General features: G+C 67.1%; 25 protein-coding genes. All 25 read left to right on the top strand.

What is annotated here, in order from left to right; genetic code table 11:
* Positions 1-166 precede the first annotated feature (166 nt).
* Positions 167-706 (top strand): hypothetical protein, encoded by a 540-nt coding sequence (locus tag LRG07_RS05260; RefSeq protein ID WP_238636810.1) that lies wholly within the window; start codon positions 167-169, stop codon positions 704-706.
* Complete coding sequence (locus tag LRG07_RS05255; protein ID WP_238641935.1) at positions 700-2235, top strand: DEAD/DEAH box helicase; 1536 nt, start codon at positions 700-702, stop codon at positions 2233-2235. The genes LRG07_RS05260 and LRG07_RS05255 overlap by 7 nt, the downstream gene beginning before the upstream one ends.
* Positions 2232-3137, top strand: coding sequence for a toprim domain-containing protein (locus LRG07_RS05250; protein ID WP_201169711.1), 906 nt, complete (start codon positions 2232-2234; stop codon positions 3135-3137). The genes LRG07_RS05255 and LRG07_RS05250 overlap by 4 nt, the downstream gene beginning before the upstream one ends.
* Complete coding sequence (locus LRG07_RS05245) at positions 3134-3448, top strand: hypothetical protein (RefSeq protein WP_238634731.1); 315 nt, start codon at positions 3134-3136, stop codon at positions 3446-3448. Before LRG07_RS05250 ends, LRG07_RS05245 begins: the two co-directional genes overlap by 4 nt.
* Positions 3445-3825: a hypothetical protein gene (locus LRG07_RS05240; protein ID WP_201169709.1), complete on the top strand. Its 381-nt coding sequence runs from the start codon at positions 3445-3447 to the stop codon at positions 3823-3825. The genes LRG07_RS05245 and LRG07_RS05240 overlap by 4 nt, the downstream gene beginning before the upstream one ends.
* Positions 3822-4121, top strand: coding sequence for a hypothetical protein (locus LRG07_RS05235; RefSeq protein ID WP_238634733.1), 300 nt, complete (start codon positions 3822-3824; stop codon positions 4119-4121). Before LRG07_RS05240 ends, LRG07_RS05235 begins: the two co-directional genes overlap by 4 nt.
* Positions 4118-4618: a hypothetical protein gene (locus LRG07_RS05230; RefSeq protein ID WP_201169703.1), complete on the top strand. Its 501-nt coding sequence runs from the start codon at positions 4118-4120 to the stop codon at positions 4616-4618. The genes LRG07_RS05235 and LRG07_RS05230 overlap by 4 nt, the downstream gene beginning before the upstream one ends.
* Before the next feature lie 114 nt (positions 4619-4732).
* Positions 4733-5185 (top strand): hypothetical protein, encoded by a 453-nt coding sequence (locus LRG07_RS05225; protein WP_238641934.1) that lies wholly within the window; start codon positions 4733-4735, stop codon positions 5183-5185.
* Positions 5186-5190: 5 nt separating this feature from the next.
* On the top strand, positions 5191-5382 hold the full coding sequence (locus LRG07_RS05220) for a hypothetical protein (RefSeq protein WP_238634735.1): 192 nt from the start codon (positions 5191-5193) through the stop codon (positions 5380-5382).
* A complete protein-coding gene (locus LRG07_RS05215; protein WP_238634736.1) occupies positions 5379-5825 on the top strand; it encodes a hypothetical protein in 447 nt (148 codons plus the stop codon). Before LRG07_RS05220 ends, LRG07_RS05215 begins: the two co-directional genes overlap by 4 nt.
* A complete protein-coding gene (locus tag LRG07_RS05210; RefSeq protein WP_238641933.1) occupies positions 5825-6187 on the top strand; it encodes a nuclease domain-containing protein in 363 nt (120 codons plus the stop codon). The genes LRG07_RS05215 and LRG07_RS05210 overlap by 1 nt, the downstream gene beginning before the upstream one ends.
* Positions 6187-6402, top strand: a complete 216-nt coding sequence (locus tag LRG07_RS05205) for a hypothetical protein (RefSeq protein ID WP_238641932.1) — start codon at positions 6187-6189, stop codon at positions 6400-6402. Before LRG07_RS05210 ends, LRG07_RS05205 begins: the two co-directional genes overlap by 1 nt.
* Entirely contained in the window at positions 6399-6788 is a 390-nt protein-coding gene (locus LRG07_RS05200) for a hypothetical protein (RefSeq protein WP_201169692.1), read from the top strand. Before LRG07_RS05205 ends, LRG07_RS05200 begins: the two co-directional genes overlap by 4 nt.
* Complete coding sequence (locus LRG07_RS05195; RefSeq protein ID WP_201169691.1) at positions 6785-7354, top strand: hypothetical protein; 570 nt, start codon at positions 6785-6787, stop codon at positions 7352-7354. The genes LRG07_RS05200 and LRG07_RS05195 overlap by 4 nt, the downstream gene beginning before the upstream one ends.
* 101 nt (positions 7355-7455) lie before the next feature.
* Positions 7456-7950, top strand: a complete 495-nt coding sequence (locus LRG07_RS05190) for a transglycosylase SLT domain-containing protein (protein WP_238636807.1) — start codon at positions 7456-7458, stop codon at positions 7948-7950.
* Complete coding sequence (locus LRG07_RS05185) at positions 7947-8198, top strand: hypothetical protein (RefSeq protein ID WP_238636806.1); 252 nt, start codon at positions 7947-7949, stop codon at positions 8196-8198. Before LRG07_RS05190 ends, LRG07_RS05185 begins: the two co-directional genes overlap by 4 nt.
* A complete protein-coding gene (locus LRG07_RS05180; protein ID WP_238641931.1) occupies positions 8191-8778 on the top strand; it encodes a hypothetical protein in 588 nt (195 codons plus the stop codon). Before LRG07_RS05185 ends, LRG07_RS05180 begins: the two co-directional genes overlap by 8 nt.
* Entirely contained in the window at positions 8775-9134 is a 360-nt protein-coding gene (locus tag LRG07_RS05175) for a hypothetical protein (protein ID WP_238636804.1), read from the top strand. The genes LRG07_RS05180 and LRG07_RS05175 overlap by 4 nt, the downstream gene beginning before the upstream one ends.
* A 47-nt stretch (positions 9135-9181) precedes the next feature.
* Positions 9182-9775 carry a terminase small subunit gene (locus LRG07_RS05170; RefSeq protein WP_238641930.1) on the top strand — a complete coding sequence of 198 codons (594 nt, stop codon included), beginning with the start codon at positions 9182-9184 and terminating at the stop codon, positions 9773-9775.
* A complete protein-coding gene (locus LRG07_RS05165) occupies positions 9744-11189 on the top strand; it encodes a terminase large subunit domain-containing protein (RefSeq protein ID WP_238641929.1) in 1446 nt (481 codons plus the stop codon). Before LRG07_RS05170 ends, LRG07_RS05165 begins: the two co-directional genes overlap by 32 nt.
* 5 nt (positions 11190-11194) lie before the next feature.
* Entirely contained in the window at positions 11195-13342 is a 2148-nt protein-coding gene (locus LRG07_RS05160) for a hypothetical protein (protein WP_238641928.1), read from the top strand.
* Between the two features lie 117 nt (positions 13343-13459).
* Positions 13460-14551: a hypothetical protein gene (locus LRG07_RS05155; protein ID WP_238641927.1), complete on the top strand. Its 1092-nt coding sequence runs from the start codon at positions 13460-13462 to the stop codon at positions 14549-14551.
* Between the two features lie 18 nt (positions 14552-14569).
* Complete coding sequence (locus LRG07_RS05150; protein WP_238636799.1) at positions 14570-15814, top strand: N4-gp56 family major capsid protein; 1245 nt, start codon at positions 14570-14572, stop codon at positions 15812-15814.
* A 60-nt stretch (positions 15815-15874) separates the two neighbouring features.
* On the top strand, positions 15875-16276 hold the full coding sequence (locus LRG07_RS05145) for a hypothetical protein (protein ID WP_238636798.1): 402 nt from the start codon (positions 15875-15877) through the stop codon (positions 16274-16276).
* A gap of 48 nt (positions 16277-16324) precedes the next feature.
* Complete coding sequence (locus LRG07_RS05140; protein ID WP_238636797.1) at positions 16325-16714, top strand: hypothetical protein; 390 nt, start codon at positions 16325-16327, stop codon at positions 16712-16714.
* Positions 16715-16716: the final 2 nt, after the last annotated feature.

Here is a 16716-nt window from a genome sequence, read left to right as displayed (position 1 = left end):
AAAAAAGAACCCCGGCGGCTGTGACGGGCCATGAGCCGGGGTTCTGGATCAACCCTTAAGTTGAGGATTTGAGCATGACACTCACGGACAGCATCGGCAAGCACCTAGTGCAGACAGCGAAGTCGAACCCGGTAAAAACCGCCGTCAGCAGCGGGGAGCAACGCTGATGGCCAAGAACAAGAACAGCAACCAATCCCTGCCCTGGTTCCGCCTCTACACCGAGATCGTGGACGACGAGAAGCTGCGCTTACTCGCGTTCGAGGATCGCTGGCACTACGTCGCGTTACTGGCTTGCAAGGGCAAGGGAATCCTCGACCAGAACACCGACGCGGAACTCCTGGAGCGCAAGCTGGCCGTCAAGCTCGGGCTCCAGGTCCGAGAGTTGGGCGAGTTGAACCGCCGGCTGCGTGAGGTCGGGCTGATTGACCAGAACTGGCAGCCCCTTGGCTGGCACAAGCGCCAGTACAAGAGCGACAACAGCACCGCCCGGGTCCAGGCGCACCGGGCAAACAAGCGGGCGAAGGCTTCGAGTGAAACGGGTGAAACGTTACAGAAACGTTCCCGAAACGGGCCAGATACAGAGGCAGATACAGACTCAGACACAGAAAAGAACTCCCCCGGCAATAGGAAGGGGGATATAGAGGTAGTAGATAGGGGAGAGGATGCGCGCGGGGGCTTCGCCTCGGAGGAGGACGTGCCATGGTGAGTAGCCTCCGTCCCTTCCAGGCCCAGGCCATCGACCGCTTGCGCCGGGCCATCAGTGCCGGCTCTCGTGCGCTGATCCTGAGCAGCCCCACGGGTTCCGGCAAGACGATGATCTCATCGGCCATTGCCGCGGGGGCTGTTGCCAAGGGCCGCCGTGTGGCGTTCTTCGCTCCGCGCCGCGAGCTGATCCGACAGGCCAGCGCCACGTTCGGCCGGGCTCAGGTGCCTCACGGCATCGTCATGGCCGGTCAGAGGCGGTGCCCGCAAGAGCCGGCGCAGATTTGCTCCTGGGACACGCTGCGCTCCTGGCTCGACAAGGGGCGCATCGGCCGGGCTCCAGGCGCGGATCTGGTGATCGTCGATGAGGCGCACCTGTCCGTCGCTCCGACCTACCTGCGGATTCTCCGCGAGCACTACTCGAACGCCATCATCCTCGGGTTGACCGCCACCCCGGCGCGCGGTGACGGCCGGGGGCTGGGGATGCTCTACGAGCAGATCATCCAAGCGGCCACGGTGCAGGAACTCACCGAAGACGGTTACCTGGTGCCGGCGCGTTACTTCGAGCCGACCCCGGCTGATCTGTCCGGGCTCAAGCAGGCCCGCGGCGATTTCGAGTCAGCCGGCATCGAGCAGCGGTGGAACACGCCCAAGATGGTCGGTGACGTGGTGGAGCAGTGGGGACGGATCGCCCCGGATCGGCAGACGGTCGTCTTCGCCAACTCGGTGGCCCATGCCCTGAGCCTGCGTGACCGCTTCCGTGATGTCGGCGTCCGGGCCGATTACATCCACGGCGGGATGCAGGGCGCCGAGCGCGATGCGGTCACAGAGCGGGTCTACAGCGGCGCCAGCCAGGTGGTCGTCAACGTGGACGTGCTCACCTTCGGCTTCGACGCCCCGGCGCTCTCCTGCGTCGTCCTCGCCCGTCCGACCAAAAGCCTCGTGCGCTACCACCAGACCGTAGGCCGGGTGCTGCGCCCCGCGCCGGGCAAAGAGGACGCCATCGTGATCGACCACGGCGGCGTGCGCCGAACCCTGGGGCGGGTATCGGACCCTGTGGAGTGGACGCTCTCGGGCGCCGAGCGGGTCCAGGATCGGGTCGTGAGCCGGCGCAAGAAGGAGAGTGAGCCGATCACCTGCGGCGAGTGCTCGCTGGTCTACGAGCACCGCCGAGACTGTCCTGCGTGCGGGTGGGAGCCGCCGCGCAAGCGCCGCGAGGTCGCGTTCGTCGAGGGTGATCTGCTCGAGACCGACGAGCAGGGGCGCACAAAGCAGCAAGCCCAGGGGGATCGCCTGGTCGAGCAAGCCCGCTTCTACGCCGAGTTGCGCGGCGTGGCGCGCCAACGCGGCTACAAGGACGGCTGGGCGGCCAACAAGTTCAAGGAAAAGTTCGGCACCTGGCCGAACCACCCGAGCCTGCGCAACGTCGCCCCGCGTGAGCCGGGCCCGGCGATGCTCTCCTGGGTCAAGAGCCGGCAGATCGCATTCGCCAAAGGCAAGGCCAAGGCCAAGCAGGCGGGGGTGACGGTATGAGCGACCTTCGCCAGCGTTGCCGCGGGCAGTGGGAGCGAATCATCAGCGAGATCCTGGGCCCGCAGTGGATCGAGAGCCGCAAGCACCAACGCTGCCCCTGCCGCCCGGACGATAAGCCGAAGTACCGCTTCTCCGATCATCACGGCTCGGGCAGCTTCTTCTGCCACTGCTCGAACGGGGATCGAGACGGGGTGCAGTTGGTGATGTGTCGCCTGGGGCTCGACTTCAAGGCCGCGGCGGAGCGTATCGAACAGGTGATCGGCGCCGGGCCGATCCCGGCCCGGCGCAAGCCAACCCGCGCCGAGCGGTTGCAGCGGGAGGTGGAGCACAGCGGGCGCAGTCGGTACCTGGAGAGCCGGGGGCTGGAAATGGCCCCTGGGCTGCGGTGGCACCGCTCCCTGGCTTACTACGACGAGCATCAGCGAGTGATCGGCCACTACCCGGCGATGTGCGCGCCCGTGCTACGCGACGGAGCCTTCGAGACCTACCACGTCACCTACTTGCAAGGCGGGCAGAAGCTCTCGGGCATGGAGCCGCGGAAGATCCTGCCGAGCAAGTCCGGCTCGCTCGCCGGGGCGTCGATCCCGCTTTACCCACCTGGGCCGGTGCTCGGTGTTGCCGAGGGGATCGAGTCGGCCATTGCCGCGAAGATGCTCCACGGCGTCCCGGTGTGGGCGCTCATCAACACCGCCCTGATGAAGTCCTGGACCCCGCCGGCCGGCACGCGGTCGGTGCGGATCTACGCCGACCACGACCACAACTACGCCGGTCACGCCGCGGCTTATGGCCTGGCGCACCGTCTGGTTCTCACGGGCTTCGATGTCGAGGTCCATTTCCCGCCCGTGCCGGGCACTGATTGGAACGACGTGCTGCATGCGCGTCGGGAGGTTGAGGCGGAGTGATCCAGCTTGGCTACAAGCTGATGCGGCGGATGGGGGACGGCTACGCGCCGCTCTACTTCTGCCGCAGCCATCGCTATCAGCTCGGCGATTGGCAGGAGGCGGTGGACGGCGGGCGCAAGCGCGGCTACGCGCACCGGCCGTTCTTCCATATCTGCCAGGCCCCGGATGCGCCCCATATCCGGCTGCGCGCCCCGCGGGTCTGGCTGCTCTGCGAGTTCCAGCCCCACCAGGTCTTCCCGAGGCCGTCGAGCCAGGGCGGTGACTGGTTCCTGGCCAAGTGGATGCGCTTGCTGCGGGAGGTGGCGTTGTGATCGAGGACATCCGGCAACACAACCGCAAGGCTCTCTCGGCACTGATCGAGGATCCGGTTCTGGCCGAACTCCAAGCGGCATTCGATGGGCGGATGACCTACGCCGAGCAGGACGGGCACGAGGTCGGCACCCGGGTCGAGGTGCGAGAGGTCGGGGGTACCGCCGGCGGGGCGGCCCGGGTGGCGACGTACCGGGAGCAGGTCATCGGGCCGTGCGCGGCCCCGTTGCGCGAGCAGGCGGCGCAGATTCTCCACGCACCAACACGGGAGCAGCGTCGGAAGGCACTGGAGCGGTTCCGTTCGATCTACGGCGAGCCGGCCGCAGCGGCGTTGGAGCGCTCGGTACGCGAGGGCTGGCAGGGGAGGAAGGGGCGATGACGAATACCGCCTCAGACTACCTGGCCCGGGCTGGTGAGGTGATGAATCAGCGCGGCAAGAGCCGGGACCAGGAGAACGGGGAGCGGTCGATGGCCGCCGCCGTCGATGCGTTCTGGACGATCTACGGGGCGCGGATCCTTGCCCGGGGGTACATGGCCGAGACCGAGGGCTGGGAGTTCATGTCGGTGCTCAAGAAGGTCCGCGGCGCCCAGGGCGAGTACCGCGAAGACGATTATCTCGATGACGTGGGCTACGTCGCCCTGGCGGCGGAGTCTGCCGCACGCGGTGCGCGGTGATCGCGCCAACCGCGGTGCGCCTGACCCCGGCCGAGGTGGCGTTCGCCTCGACGCTGGCCGCGCAACGCCTGGCGACCAAGGCCGGCCCGGTCGGATTCCAGGCGGCCAAGGTCAGTCCCTATGGGATGCATCTTGCCGGCGTGCTCTCCGAACTGGCCGCGGCCCGGGTCTACGGGGCCCGCGTCGATCAGACCGTCCGCCCGCAGGGCGATGGGCACGCCGCCGACCTGACCGCCCGCGACGGGCGGCAGTTGGAGGTCAAGGCGACGACCTACACCGGGGCCGACCCGATGCTCAAGCTCAACGCCGAGCATCTGCGCCCTGGAGTTCACTACGTCCTGGTCCAGATCGCCTGGCCGGATGTCTGCACCGTCTACCCGCCGATCAGTAGCGAGCGTGTCCGCGAGATCGGCGAACAACGGGATTTTGGGTACGGCGCTCGCTGGGTGGTGAGCGCCGGAAAGATCCTCGCGCGAGCGAACAAGGAGGTCGCATGAGTACAGCAGCTATGTGGGTGGCAATGATTCCGGCCGTGGTCGTGGCATTCGTGGTCACGGTGCGCGGGGTGATGGATGCGCTGGTATGGCTGATGGGCACGGGGGATGACTGACATGCAGCCGATCATCTGCCTGGACTTCGATGGCGTCATCCATAGCTATGAAAGCGGCTGGCAGGGGGGTCGCGTGATCCCGGATGGTCCGGTGCCCGGGGCGTTTGAGTTCATCCTCGACGCGCTCGGTGAGGGGTACCAGGTGGCGATCCACTCCTCGCGCAGCCACAAGCTCGGGGGCCGGCGCGCGATGAAGCGGTGGATGCGCCGGCACGCCGCCGGGGCATTCCTGATCACCAACCGCAAGCCCTGGATCGACGCCGGGTACCAGCTCGGCGGCGAGTCGTTGAGCGATGAGGCGCATAGGGCTGGGCGTTGGCTGGTCCGCCAAGTGCGCTGGCCGCTGTGCAAGCCGCCGGCGCTGGTGACCATCGACGACCGCGGGTATCGCTTCATGGGCGTGTTCCCGAACCCCGAGTGGGCTGCCTCGATGCGCCCCTGGAACAAGGTGTGAGCCCTATGCCGATGTCTCACGGTGAGCGACACCCTCGGGCTCGGGCAACTGACGAGATCGTTGAGCGGGCCAGGGTTCTACACGAGCAGGGCCTTAGCACCGTCGAGATCGCCCAGCGCCTGGGCTACCACTACTTCACGGTGCGCGACTGGATCCGGTACCGCACCCGGACCCGGCTGACGGGGGATGTCCGATGACGCAGATCGCAGTCCGGGACGAGAACGACCGCCGGCGGCTCATGGCCCTGATCCAGAGCCGCAAGCCGCCCTTCACAGCCAGTCTGAGCAAAGGGGCGCCACGCTCACTGAACCAAAACCGCCTGCAGCGGCTGTGGATGAACGAGGCCGAGGAGCAGGGGGATCAAAGCGCCGAGGAGTACCGGGCGTTCTGCAAGCTGCACTTCGGCGTGCCGATTCTCAGGGCCGCTCACGAAGACTTCCGCGAGCAATACGACCGGGTGGTGCGCCCGCTTGAGTACGAAATGAAGCTGCTGCTGATGCAGGTGCCCATCGACTTTCCGGTGACCCGCTTGATGACGGTGCCTGAGAAGCGTCAGTACCTCGATGACGTTTACCAGCACTTCACGGGGTTGGGCATGGGGCTGACCGAGCCGGATTGGGCGGGGAGGGAACTTGCGTGATGCTCCAGAAAACGCCGCCGGTGCGCTCGAAGAGGCTCCGCGACTCCGCCCGAGGTCAGCAATGCCAGCTTCGGCTGCCCGGCGTGTGCTCTTGGGGTCCCGAGACCGTGGTGCTTGCCCACCCGCCCCTGGGCAACGGGGGCATGGCGACCAAAGGCTCGGACCTCGAAGGCGCGTTCTGCTGCTCGGCCTGCCATGACGTGCTCGACGGCCGGGTGCCGTGCCCGGATCACCTGGGCCCGGGTGCGATCTTCGGCGCCTGGATCCTGGCCGCGGCCCGGACCCGGGCGATCTGGCTGCAAATGGGGCTGCTGCGCGTCGAGGGGGTCGCCCCGCCGCGCGTCGATGAGGAGGGATTCTGATGAGCCGGCGTCATGTACCTCTAGACGCGCTGGATTCCGTCGAGCAGGCCGTTCATGCCATGCAGATCCGCGAGCGCCAGTGCGAAATCTGCCTCTACGCCCGAGACCTCGGCAGCGCATGGGGCGAGCTGGTGACCGAGTGCAAGAAGGGGCTCAGGCGTCCGGCCCGGGGGCGGCGTTGCCGCGGGTTCCGGGCCGCGGAGGGCGACGGATGATCGACTTCGAGTTGCCGGAGCCGACGATCCTGCTCAACCGCTGGCAGCGGATGCACTGGCGCGACCGGCGCCGGCACACCGAAGCCGTGGCCTGGATGGTGCGCGCAGCCGTGACGCCGCCGGCGCAGCCTGTCGCACGCTGCCAGGTTCACATCCAGCGCTACAGCGAGCGGCTGCCGGATTGGGACGGGCTCTACGGCGGGCTCAAGCCGCTGCTCGACTGCCTCGTTCGCCCCACAAAGCGCAACCCGCACGGCCTGGGGATCATCGAAGACGACGACCCGCAGTGCATCGTGAGACTCACCGCCGAGCCGACGTTCGCACCGAGGAAGAAGGGGTGGACCCGCGTTCAGATTGTGCCCGTAGAGGGGGAGGGAGAGGCGTGATACGGACCTACAGCGCCAAGCTGGCCATCACCATCGCAACGCTCCACGGGTGGCAGACGCCAGAATCCGATCAGATGCGCTACCGCTGCCGGATCGACTTCTCGCCTGCGACCAGCACGGCGGGGGCCGTTGCCCATGGGATCGACTGTGGCCGGGTGCTCGCGGCCGTGGATGACTGCCCTGAGCCCTCCCGCCTGTGGCTCTACATCGCCTACGCTGAGCCGGCCGCGGAATGGGTGTCCGATGAGGGCGTGTTCCGGTTGCACGACCTGCTGACCCTCGCCGTGCGGGAGCGGATTCCCGGGCTCAAGGTGGCAGCGGATCGCCTGGAGTCGCTGATGCTCGCGGCGATGGGGGATAAGCGGTGGACCGGACTCGGCAACCCGCGCCTGCGCCCCGCGGACTACGCGCGCAAGGTGGGGTTCCCGCGACAGTCTTGGCCGAACTACCGGCGGGTGGTGCAGGCGGCGCACGACCAGATCGACGATTGGGAGGCGGTAGGACTCAAAAGGGTGGCTGCGGTGCTCGATAGTCGGCTGCCTGATATTGACGCGCAGCAGGTCTGACAATACTATGTCTCGATAACTACCATGCCATTGGTGTAAGCAAGCCCGGCTTCCTCGCGGATCGCCGGGTTTTTTTATTCCTGCCCCCCGGTGCCCCCCACATGCACGACATCGACCAGCTTACCGCCCGGTTCTCGGAGCGGTACGGGATCCCTGTGCGCCTGCTGCGCGCGATCATCGAGGTCGAGAGCGCCGGCAACCCCTACGCTATGCGCATGGAGGCCAACTACCGTTGGCTGTGGGATGTGCGCCACAACGGGCCCCACCGCGGCGGGCCATTCTACGCGCCCCCCGGCGTCTCGCGCCCCACCGAGTCGTATGGGCAGCGCACGTCCTGGGGGCTTATGCAGATCATGGGCGCCACCGCGCGCGAGATCGGGTTCAGGGGGCCTTTCCTCTCCGCGCTCTGTGATCCGGAGACCAACCTCGAACACGGGTGCGAGTACCTGGTGCGCCTGTACCGGCGCTTCGGGGATCAGCACGGCTGGACGGGCGTTGCCGCGGCCTACAACGCCGGCAGCCCGCGCACGACCGATGGGCGCTACGTCAACCAGGAATACGTGGACCGACTGATCCAGGCGGGGTGGGAGGAATGATCGAACGATACCAGGGGCTCGGGCACGGGCGGCTGCTTCTCGTCATGGCCGCCGTCATCGGCTTGATGGTGTCCGTGATGGCTGGCTGCGCGGCCATCACCGAGCGGGGTGACCGGGCCGCCGAGCGCGTCGGCAAGGCGGTGCATGACTACTGCCAGGCGACCAGCGAGCAAGACCGCCAGGCGCTTCGCCAGCGCGCTAACGCCGCCGCGGCCCCGCACAGCGTCAGGGTGAACTGCGATGAGTAAGCGCGGATCCGTGGTCCACCTCGTCCACGGGGCGTTCAACAAGAACGCTTCGGGTTGGGACGCCTTGACCGCCGAACTGATCGCTGCTGGTTGCGAGGCCGTGATCCACGACTACGGCTGGGTGGGCCCGCTGACGACGCGCCGGCGCTCTCGTCGAGCTGGGCACGACCTGGCTACCGAGATCGGCCCCGAGGATCACGTCGTCGCATTCTCCAATGGCGCCTTGGTCTGCTGGGAGGCCCTGGAGGCGGGGATGAAGTGCGACCGCATGTTGCTGATCCAGCCAGCGCTCACCAAGTACGCCGAGTTCGGCCCCGGCGCCCGGAGCATCACGGTCCTTTACAACCGGCGCGATTTCGCAGTGCAGATGGCGCGGCTCTGGGCCTGGGTCAATCCGGTCAGTTGGGCCTGGCGCCACCATTGGGGCGCGATGGGGCGCTACGGCCCACAAACCGAAGACCAGCGCGTGAGCGGCATCGACACCGAGCGCGAGGCCGACACTATCGGGCATACGGCTTGGCGAGAGGAGCACGCCGGGTACTGGCTACCACGGATCGTGGGCCTGATTGAAGACCGATGAGTCAGCCGGATCAGACCAACACGGAACTGTACGTCAACCTGCACCGCGAGTTGGGTCAGGTTGAGGGCCGGGTGGCGACACTGGAGAGAGGCCAGGATCGTATCGAGTCCAAGGTAGACCGGATGGGCGAGACGCTGGGCGGGAAACTCGACGCGCTGCGAGACGATCTAGCGTTCCGTAAGGGCTACGGGACCGGTGGTTGGAAGGTGGTCACCGTGGTCGGCGGAGGCGCCACTTTCCTAATCGGCATCGTCATGTGGGGGCTTACGGAGTACCACCGTGCGCAAATCTCGGGTGCTGTATATAAGCACACGCAAGAGGCGGCAGAGCAGGTTTTGGAGCAACGCGGCCACTAATCGCCGGTGCGGTTCTTGTGCGGCTCCATAGAAGCAGGATCGAAACCATGGGCAAAACCTCCGGGCTTACCGACCGGCAGCGTCGGTTCGTGAAGGAATACCTGATTGACGCCAATGCCTCGAAAGCTGCGGTACGCGCCGGTTATAGCGAGAAGACCGCATCGCGGATAGGCCCGGAACTGCTTGGAAAACCTTGGGTGCGTGCGGAAATCGACAAAGGCCAAAGCCAACGGGCTCAGAAGCTGGAGATCACCGCCGAGCGGGTGATCGAGGAGCTGGCCCGAGTGGCGATGGCTGACCCGCGCAAGCTGTTCCGCGAGGACGGTTCGCCGAAGCCGGTCCAGGAGTTGGACGACCAGACCGCTGCCGCGCTCTCCCGCGTGAAGGTGCGCGCCATCCCGGGCAGCGAGGCGCAGGTGCTCGAGTACCGACTGATCGACAAGAACCAGGCCCTCGACAAGCTGATGAAGCACGTCGGTGGGTACAAGGCCGACAACGAGCAGCGGGGCATGTTCGGCACCCTGGACCGCGACACGCTCAAGGCCCTGCGTGAGCAGGTGAAGGCCGCCGAGCAGCGGGCCGAGCAGACGTCAGTGAACAAGGGCAGCGATGCAGCAGGTTCTCGACCCGAGCTTCATTGAGGGCCTGTCGCCCCTGGAGCGGCGCGCGATCCTCGCGCAGATTGACGAGGAGCTTGCCCAGGAGCGCTTGGCCGACTACCGACCCTACGCCAAGCAGCGCGAGTTCCACGCCGCCGGGGCGAGCTTCCGGGAGCGGTTGCTGCGGGCCGGCAACCAGCAGGGCAAGACGTTTGCGACCGGCGCCGAGGTCGCCTATCACCTCACCGGCGAGTACCCCGATTGGTGGCCCGGCCGGCGCTGGGATCGCCCCGTAGTGGTGTGGGCGAGTGGTGAGACCGGCGAGACGACGCGCGATAACGGCCAGCGCGTACTTCTTGGGCATCCGGGCGAGGAGGGCACGGGACTGGTCCCCAAGCGGTGTCTGACCAGCGATTACGGCATGGCCGCCGGCGTCAGCCACCTCTACGACTACATCCGTGTGAAGCACGCAAGCGGCGGCTACTCCTTCCTTCGGTTTCGCTATTACGCCCAGGGCCGGCGCAAGTGGCAGGGCCCGCCGGTCGATTTCGTCTGGTATGACGAAGAACCGCCCGAGGACATTTACGACGAGGGCCTGGCGCGGACCATCGCCACGGGAGGGATCGTCGCGCTCTCGTTCACCCCGCTGATGGGCATGTCGTCGGTCGTGTCGAGGTATCTGATGGAAGGCTCCGATCAGCGCCACGACACGAACATGACCATCCATGACGCCGAGCACATCGACGCCGAGGAGCGCCAGCGGATCATCGCCTCGTTCCCGGCACACGAGCGCGAGGCTCGCGCCCACGGCATCCCGACCCTCGGCTCCGGGCGGATCTTCCCCATCGCCGAGGAGGAGATCAGCGTCGAGCCGTTCACGGTGCCTGCCATCTGGCCGGTGATCGGTGGCCTCGACTTCGGCTGGGACCACCCGACCGCGGCCGCGAAGATCGTATGGGACCGCGATTCGGACACGATCTACGTCACCAACGGCTACCGAAAAAGCCAGGCGACGCCCGTGATCCACGCCGCGGCGCTCAAGCCCTGGGGGGCGCGCTTGCCGTGGGCCTGGCCGCACGACGGGTACCAGACCGAGAAGGGCTCCGGCGTGCAGCTTGCCGAGCAGTACCGGGAGCAGGGGCTCAACATGCTCCCCACCCACGCCGCGTTCCCAGAAACCCGAGACGACACCCGGCTCTCGCGCACGAGTGTGGAGGCCGGCCTGGCCGAAATGCTCGATAGGATGCAAACCGGCCGGTTCAAGGTGTTCTCGCACCTCACCGACTGGTTCGAGGAGTTCCGCCTCTACCACCGCAAGGACGGGAAGATCGTCAAGGAGCGCGACGACCTCATCGACGCCACCCGCTACGCGATGATGATGCTCCGCCACGCCGAGCCGCCGTCCGCATCCGCCGGCACCACCGTCGCCCGCCCGGCACCTGACTGGAGAGTCTGACCCGTATGACCAAGCCACTGCCCCGCGAGCGCATCGAGCAGATCCTCACCGACCTGCGCTATGAGCCCGCATGGCGTGCCGAGGCCGCGCGCGAGGCCGACTTCTACGACGGCAATCAGCTCGACACCGAAACCATGCAGCGGATGCGCGGTCTGGGCATCGCGCCCATCGTCGTGAACCTGATTCGCCCGACCATCGACACCGTGCTCGGCCTGGAGGCGCGCACCCGCACCGACCCCATCGTGCGCGGCGAGGACGACCAGGCCACCGAGGTGGCCGAGGCCCTGAACGTCAAACTCCAGGAGGCCGTGCGCCTCGCACGCTTCAACACCGGGTGCTCGGAGGCCCACGAATCGCAAGTGAAGGTCGGCATCGGCTGGCTGGAGGTCAGCCGCGAGTCGGACCCCTTCAAGTACCCGTACCGCGTGCAGGCCGTCCACCGCGACGAAATCTGGTTCGACTACCGCTCCCGCGATCCGATGCTCCGGGACGCCCGGTACCTGGTGCGCAAACGCTGGTACGACGCCGACGACCTGGAGGGACACTTCCCGCGGCACAAGCGGCTGATCCGCCAGTCGGTCGCCCAGCGCCCGGCGTGGGATGACCCGAACGGTGTCGATGTCTCACTTGGCCGTTCCTGGGAGATCGAGCAGACGACATCGCTCCAAGAGGAGGAGTGGCTGGACACCGAGCGCCACCGGCTTGCGCTCTACGAAGTGTGGTACCGCGTCCACACCGATATGTGGGTGCTCGACCTGCCCGATGGCCGGGTGGTCGAACTCAACCGGCAGGATCGACGGCACCTGAACGCCGTTGCCGCGGGTCTCGTAACGCCACGCAAGGCCCGCTCCTTCCGGCTGCGCGTGGCCTACTACCTCGGCCCGCACCAACTCGCCGACCGCCCCTCGCCGTACACCCACGGTCACTTCCCCTATGTGCCGTTCTTCGGCTACCGGGAGGATCGCAGCGGCGCCCCCTACGGGCTGATCCGCGCGATGAAATCCCCGCAGGAGGAGGTCAACGCCCGGCGCAGCAAGATGCTCTACAACCTCTCCACCCGCCGGGTGATCGCCGACCGGGATGCGGTGGACGACCATGCCCAGGCGGCGCAGGAGGTCGCGCGCTCTGACGCCTACATCATCACGAACCCGAGCCGGCAGAACGCCAATGGGTTCAACGTGGACACCGACGCGCGGCTCAACCCGCAGCAGTTCGAGGTGATGCAGGAGGCGAAGCAGAACATCCAGGACGCTTCGGGCCTATTCCACGAGATGATGGGTCGCGGCGCCGGATCCGGGCAGTCGGGCGAGGCGATCAAGAGCCTGGTCGAGCAGGGCCAGCAGGTGCTCGGCAAGATCATTGAGAACTACCAGGACGGCCGGCGTCTGGCCGCCGAGTTGCTCATGTCGATGCTCGTCGAAGACCTGGGCGAGAAGACCGACGTGCCGGTGCGCGTCGAGTCGGTCACCGGCGAGGTCAAGGATGTCCTCCTGAATCACCCGGAGCACGATGAGCTCGGCTACGAGTACCGAACCAATGACATCCTCAAGCTGCGCACCCAGGTCGCACTCGACGAGACCCCCAGCAGCACGACGTACCGACAGCACTTGCTCGCCCGGATGATGGAACTGACGCAGGCGTTGCCGCCGGAGCTACAGGCGGCGGTCATGGACATCATCATCGAGGCATCCGACCTGCCCAACCGCAAGGAGTTCGTCGAGCGCATCCGCGCGGTCACCGGCATGGGCGGCGGCAGCAAGCAGCCGCAGACCGAGGAGGAGGCCCTTCAAGCGCAGCAGCAGGCCGAGGCCGAGCAGCGCCAGGCCGAGATGCAGCAGCAGGCCGCCGAGCTGGAGCTACGCGAACGCGAGGCCCGTGTCCGCGACCTGGAGGCCCGCGCCGAGAAGGCCATGGCCGACGCCCAGCGCGCCATCGCCATGGCGCAGAAGACTGCCGGCGTCGATACCGAACACCAGGCCGCGCAGACCGCCAAGACCATCAGCGAGATCGAGCGCGGCAGTCACGAGGACATGCGCGCCGAGGCCGCCCAGCACGCCGACCTGTTCGAGCGCGGGGCCCGCTTGCGCCGGGAGGAGCAGGAGCAGGCGGCAGCGCTACAGACATCGGACGGGTCACGACACGGCCCACCATAACCCTCGCCGCAGTAGACGCGGCACACCGAATCGCCCGGCCTCTGAGCCGGGCTTTTTCGTTCTAGGGGCACGACAGTCCCCGACCACGCAACTCCAGGCGATAGGAGAGACGACGCGATGAGTGGACAGACCGACGACTACCTGAGCAACCCCGACGGTATCCCGAACGATGAGCAGGAGATCGACCGGATCCTCGCTGAACTCGAAGGCGAATTCGACGAGCAAGGCGACGATGCGGGCCAACCAGCCGGCACGGGTGCCAAGGGCGAGGGCGATGCCGGCGAACCGGCCGCGGACCAAACGGGCGCGGTGGCGGATAGCGGGCAGCAGTCCAAGCAGGGCGAAGACGACCCGAAGGCCCAGAAGCAGGAGGGCCAGGGCGAGAACACCGGCGCGGACGATGAGCCCGAGCGGGTAGTCAAGACGCGGGATGGCCGGCACGAGATCCCGTATTCGGTGCTCGAAGGCGCGCGCAAGCAAGCCACCGAGTACCAGCGCGAGGCTGAACGGCTCCGGCAAGAGCTGGAGCAACTGCGCCAGGGCCAGGCCCCGTCACAGGGTGCCCAGGCTGCCCCCCAGCAAGACGGCGGCTCCCCCGATAGTGGAGAGAAGGGCGGCACCGAGGAACTGGACCTGGAGGCGTTCCGGCGCGACTACGGCGACGAACTGGCGAAGCCGCTGGAGGTGCTTTACCGGCAGAACCAGCAGCTCCGCGAGGAGATCGAGCGTCGCCACCAGCAGGCCGAGGAGCGCGTGCAGCAGACCGAGCAGCAGCGGATCCAGGCCGAGGTCGATCAGGCCAAGGCCGCGGTCACCGATGCCAACGGCAAGCCGGTCCTCATCGAATGGGAGCAAAGCGGCGACCCGCGCTACGCCGCCGCTGTGGCCCTCGATGAGCAGCTTCGCGCCAACCCCGAGTATCAGGACTACTCGCTGGAGGATCGCTTCCGCGAGGTGGTCAAGATGCTCGGCGTCTCCACTGCATCGCAGCCCAACACCGAGGACGTGACCGCCGCTGCCGCCCGCCGGCTGCAAGAGGCGGAACGCGCGAGCGACAACACTCCCAACTCTCTATCTGACCTGCCGGGCGGCGCTGCCGCGGGGGTGAGTGAGTCCGAGGAAGTCGAGCGCATGTCGGCAACCCAGCTTGCCGAGAAGCTCGACCGGATGACCGATGCCCAGCGCGAGGAGTTCCTATCCCGGCTCTAGTAGTCGAGGACGAAGATCATGGCTCGTACCAACATCCCCGTCGGCTCTCCGCTGGCGAAGAAGCTCTACTCCGTTGCGGCCTTCGCTGAGACCCAGCGCCGGCCGTCGTTCCGCCGCCGGCTGACCGGCCCCGCGCCCAAGCAGGCTGGGGCGGAGTCCAAGCTCAAGGGTCAAACCAGCCCGGATTACCCCATCGTGCAGATCCGTGACCTGAGTACCAGCGCCGGTGACCAGGTTTCGGTGGATCTTTTCAACATCATCACCGGCCGCCCGACGATGGGGGATCGCAAGCTCGCCGGGCGCATGATGGACCTGACGTTCAGTTCCATGGACCTGCGCATCGACCAGTACCGGGCCGGCGTGGACACCGGCGGTCGCATGACGCAAAAGCGCACCGTGCACCAGCTTCGCGGTATCGCCAAGGCCAACCTGGCCGGTTACGGCGCACGGCTGGAGGATCAGCTTGCGCACGTCCACCTGGCCGGTGCCCGCGGCGACGACGATGGCATTGATTGGGCCGTGCCCAAGGAGAGCCACGAGGAGTTCGCCGACATCGTGGTGAACGACGTGGCGCCGCCGTCCTACGGCCGGTACTTCTGCGCCGGCAGCGCGGACAACGTGAGCCAGATCGGGAGTACGAACATCATCACCCTGGAGACCATCGACATGCTCCGGGCGACCCTCGATGACGATGTGTTCCCGCTCCAGCCGATCCGCCTGCAGGACGCCAGCGGCAACATGGATCCGCAGGCCGACGACAACCCGCTCTACCTGCTCACGATCTCCAGCCGGCAGTGGTACCAGTTCCTCCAGAGCACGTCGGGCAATGATTGGCGCACCTTCATCGCCAACGCCCACGCCCGCAGCCAAGGCTGGAACCACCCGCTGTTCCTCGGCGAGACGGGGATGTGGAACGGGATCCTGGTGAAGAAGCACAACCGCGCGGTTCGCTTCTACCAGGGCACGCCGGTCAAGAGCCACAACTCCAGCGGCACCGTGGTCCAGAACGAGGCGGCCGCGCCGGTGGACCGGGCCCTGTTGCTCGGCGCCCAGGCGCTCGCCGAGGCGTATGGCAACCACGGCACCAGCGGCTACCACGCCAACTGGCACGAGGAGAAGGTGGACCACGACAACGGCATGGAGGTCTCCATGGCGTTCATGGGCGGCAAGGCCAAGGTCCGCTTCAAGCGCCAGGACACCGGCCTGATGACTGACCACGGCGTGATCGCCGTGGACTCCTACGCGCCGGATCCGAACGCCTAAGCCGGCCACGGGGGCGGCCCAGCGCCGTCCCTTCTCCCTGAATCCCTGGAGGACTGAATCATGGCTCGCATCAACTTCGAGCAGCTTCACACCGACATCATTCATGCCGGTGAGTACGGCAACACCGCCACGGCCACCGCGACCCTTAACGTCGATGGCTCCAGCGGCGATACCGTCCACTTCATTCGCCTGCCGGCCCATACCCGGCTCCTCGATCTGATGGTGGTCCACGGTGCCTGCGGCAGTGGGGCCAGCGCCTCGTTCGGCTACATGACCGAGAACGACACCGAGGCGACCTACTTCACCGGCTCCAAGTCCCTGGCCAGTGCCGGTCGCATCCGTGCCGACTCGAACCACGCCCCCAAGGTGGTCGAGGAGGTCTGCGACATCATCGCCTCGCTCGGCGCCAGCGTGGACGGGGAGATCACCGTCGTCGCCACCTACGACTGGCAAGGCAAGTAACCCCGCAATCCGGGGCGGCCACGCGCCGCCCCGCCGGAGGATAGCCCCATGAAGGTGAAGTACATCGGCCGGGAGCCGACCCACCGGGACCGGCTCTACGGCAGCGGCGTGTTCTGGTCCGGGCCGGGTGACGTGCAGGAGGTCGAGGAGGAGATCGCCGAGCGGATGCTCAAGCGCCACCCGGATCAGTACGCCCTAATCAGCGGCGTGACCGACGCCGGGCAGAAGCCGGCCCAGGAGCCGGAGAGCGGCGAGGAGGACGGCGGGGGCGAGGAAGACCTGATGGTCGAGGTCCGCGGCGAGTTCTACCCGCTTCGCAAACTCTCGCGCGACGTGCTCGCCGAGTACGCCGAGCAGCGCCACGGCGTGAAGCTCGACAAGCGCCGCTCGGCACAGTCGCTCGCCGAGGAGATCCGCCGCCTGGAGACGGAGGGCTGAGG

This window comes from Halorhodospira sp. 9622, from assembly GCF_022228025.1.
GTDB classification, from domain to species: domain Bacteria; phylum Pseudomonadota; class Gammaproteobacteria; order Nitrococcales; family Halorhodospiraceae; genus Halorhodospira; species Halorhodospira halophila_A.
This window is presented reverse-complemented; position numbering and strand designations above follow the sequence as displayed.

What these genes read in the sequence shown, in the direction of transcription:
- LRG07_RS05205 (WP_238641932.1), top strand. Translation starts at nt 6,187, where the DNA reads ATGAGCCGGCGTCATGTACCTCTAGACGCGCTGGATTCCGTCGAGCAG.
- LRG07_RS05210 (WP_238641933.1), top strand. Translation starts at nt 5,825, where the DNA reads ATGCTCCAGAAAACGCCGCCGGTGCGCTCGAAGAGGCTCCGCGACTCC.
- LRG07_RS05160 (WP_238641928.1), top strand. Translation starts at nt 11,195, where the DNA reads ATGACCAAGCCACTGCCCCGCGAGCGCATCGAGCAGATCCTCACCGAC.
- LRG07_RS05145 (WP_238636798.1), top strand. Translation starts at nt 15,875, where the DNA reads ATGGCTCGCATCAACTTCGAGCAGCTTCACACCGACATCATTCATGCC.
- LRG07_RS05225 (WP_238641934.1), top strand. Translation starts at nt 4,733, where the DNA reads ATGCAGCCGATCATCTGCCTGGACTTCGATGGCGTCATCCATAGCTAT.
- LRG07_RS05165 (WP_238641929.1), top strand. Translation starts at nt 9,744, where the DNA reads ATGCAGCAGGTTCTCGACCCGAGCTTCATTGAGGGCCTGTCGCCCCTG.
- LRG07_RS05190 (WP_238636807.1), top strand. Translation starts at nt 7,456, where the DNA reads ATGCACGACATCGACCAGCTTACCGCCCGGTTCTCGGAGCGGTACGGG.
- LRG07_RS05255 (WP_238641935.1), top strand. Translation starts at nt 700, where the DNA reads ATGGTGAGTAGCCTCCGTCCCTTCCAGGCCCAGGCCATCGACCGCTTG.
- LRG07_RS05170 (WP_238641930.1), top strand. Translation starts at nt 9,182, where the DNA reads ATGGGCAAAACCTCCGGGCTTACCGACCGGCAGCGTCGGTTCGTGAAG.
- LRG07_RS05260 (WP_238636810.1), top strand. Translation starts at nt 167, where the DNA reads ATGGCCAAGAACAAGAACAGCAACCAATCCCTGCCCTGGTTCCGCCTC.
- LRG07_RS05140 (WP_238636797.1), top strand. Translation starts at nt 16,325, where the DNA reads ATGAAGGTGAAGTACATCGGCCGGGAGCCGACCCACCGGGACCGGCTC.
- LRG07_RS05150 (WP_238636799.1), top strand. Translation starts at nt 14,570, where the DNA reads ATGGCTCGTACCAACATCCCCGTCGGCTCTCCGCTGGCGAAGAAGCTC.
- LRG07_RS05155 (WP_238641927.1), top strand. Translation starts at nt 13,460, where the DNA reads ATGAGTGGACAGACCGACGACTACCTGAGCAACCCCGACGGTATCCCG.
- LRG07_RS05180 (WP_238641931.1), top strand. Translation starts at nt 8,191, where the DNA reads ATGAGTAAGCGCGGATCCGTGGTCCACCTCGTCCACGGGGCGTTCAAC.
- LRG07_RS05235 (WP_238634733.1), top strand. Translation starts at nt 3,822, where the DNA reads ATGACGAATACCGCCTCAGACTACCTGGCCCGGGCTGGTGAGGTGATG.
- LRG07_RS05185 (WP_238636806.1), top strand. Translation starts at nt 7,947, where the DNA reads ATGATCGAACGATACCAGGGGCTCGGGCACGGGCGGCTGCTTCTCGTC.
- LRG07_RS05250 (WP_201169711.1), top strand. Translation starts at nt 2,232, where the DNA reads ATGAGCGACCTTCGCCAGCGTTGCCGCGGGCAGTGGGAGCGAATCATC.
- LRG07_RS05220 (WP_238634735.1), top strand. Translation starts at nt 5,191, where the DNA reads ATGCCGATGTCTCACGGTGAGCGACACCCTCGGGCTCGGGCAACTGAC.
- LRG07_RS05175 (WP_238636804.1), top strand. Translation starts at nt 8,775, where the DNA reads ATGAGTCAGCCGGATCAGACCAACACGGAACTGTACGTCAACCTGCAC.
- LRG07_RS05215 (WP_238634736.1), top strand. Translation starts at nt 5,379, where the DNA reads ATGACGCAGATCGCAGTCCGGGACGAGAACGACCGCCGGCGGCTCATG.
- LRG07_RS05200 (WP_201169692.1), top strand. Translation starts at nt 6,399, where the DNA reads ATGATCGACTTCGAGTTGCCGGAGCCGACGATCCTGCTCAACCGCTGG.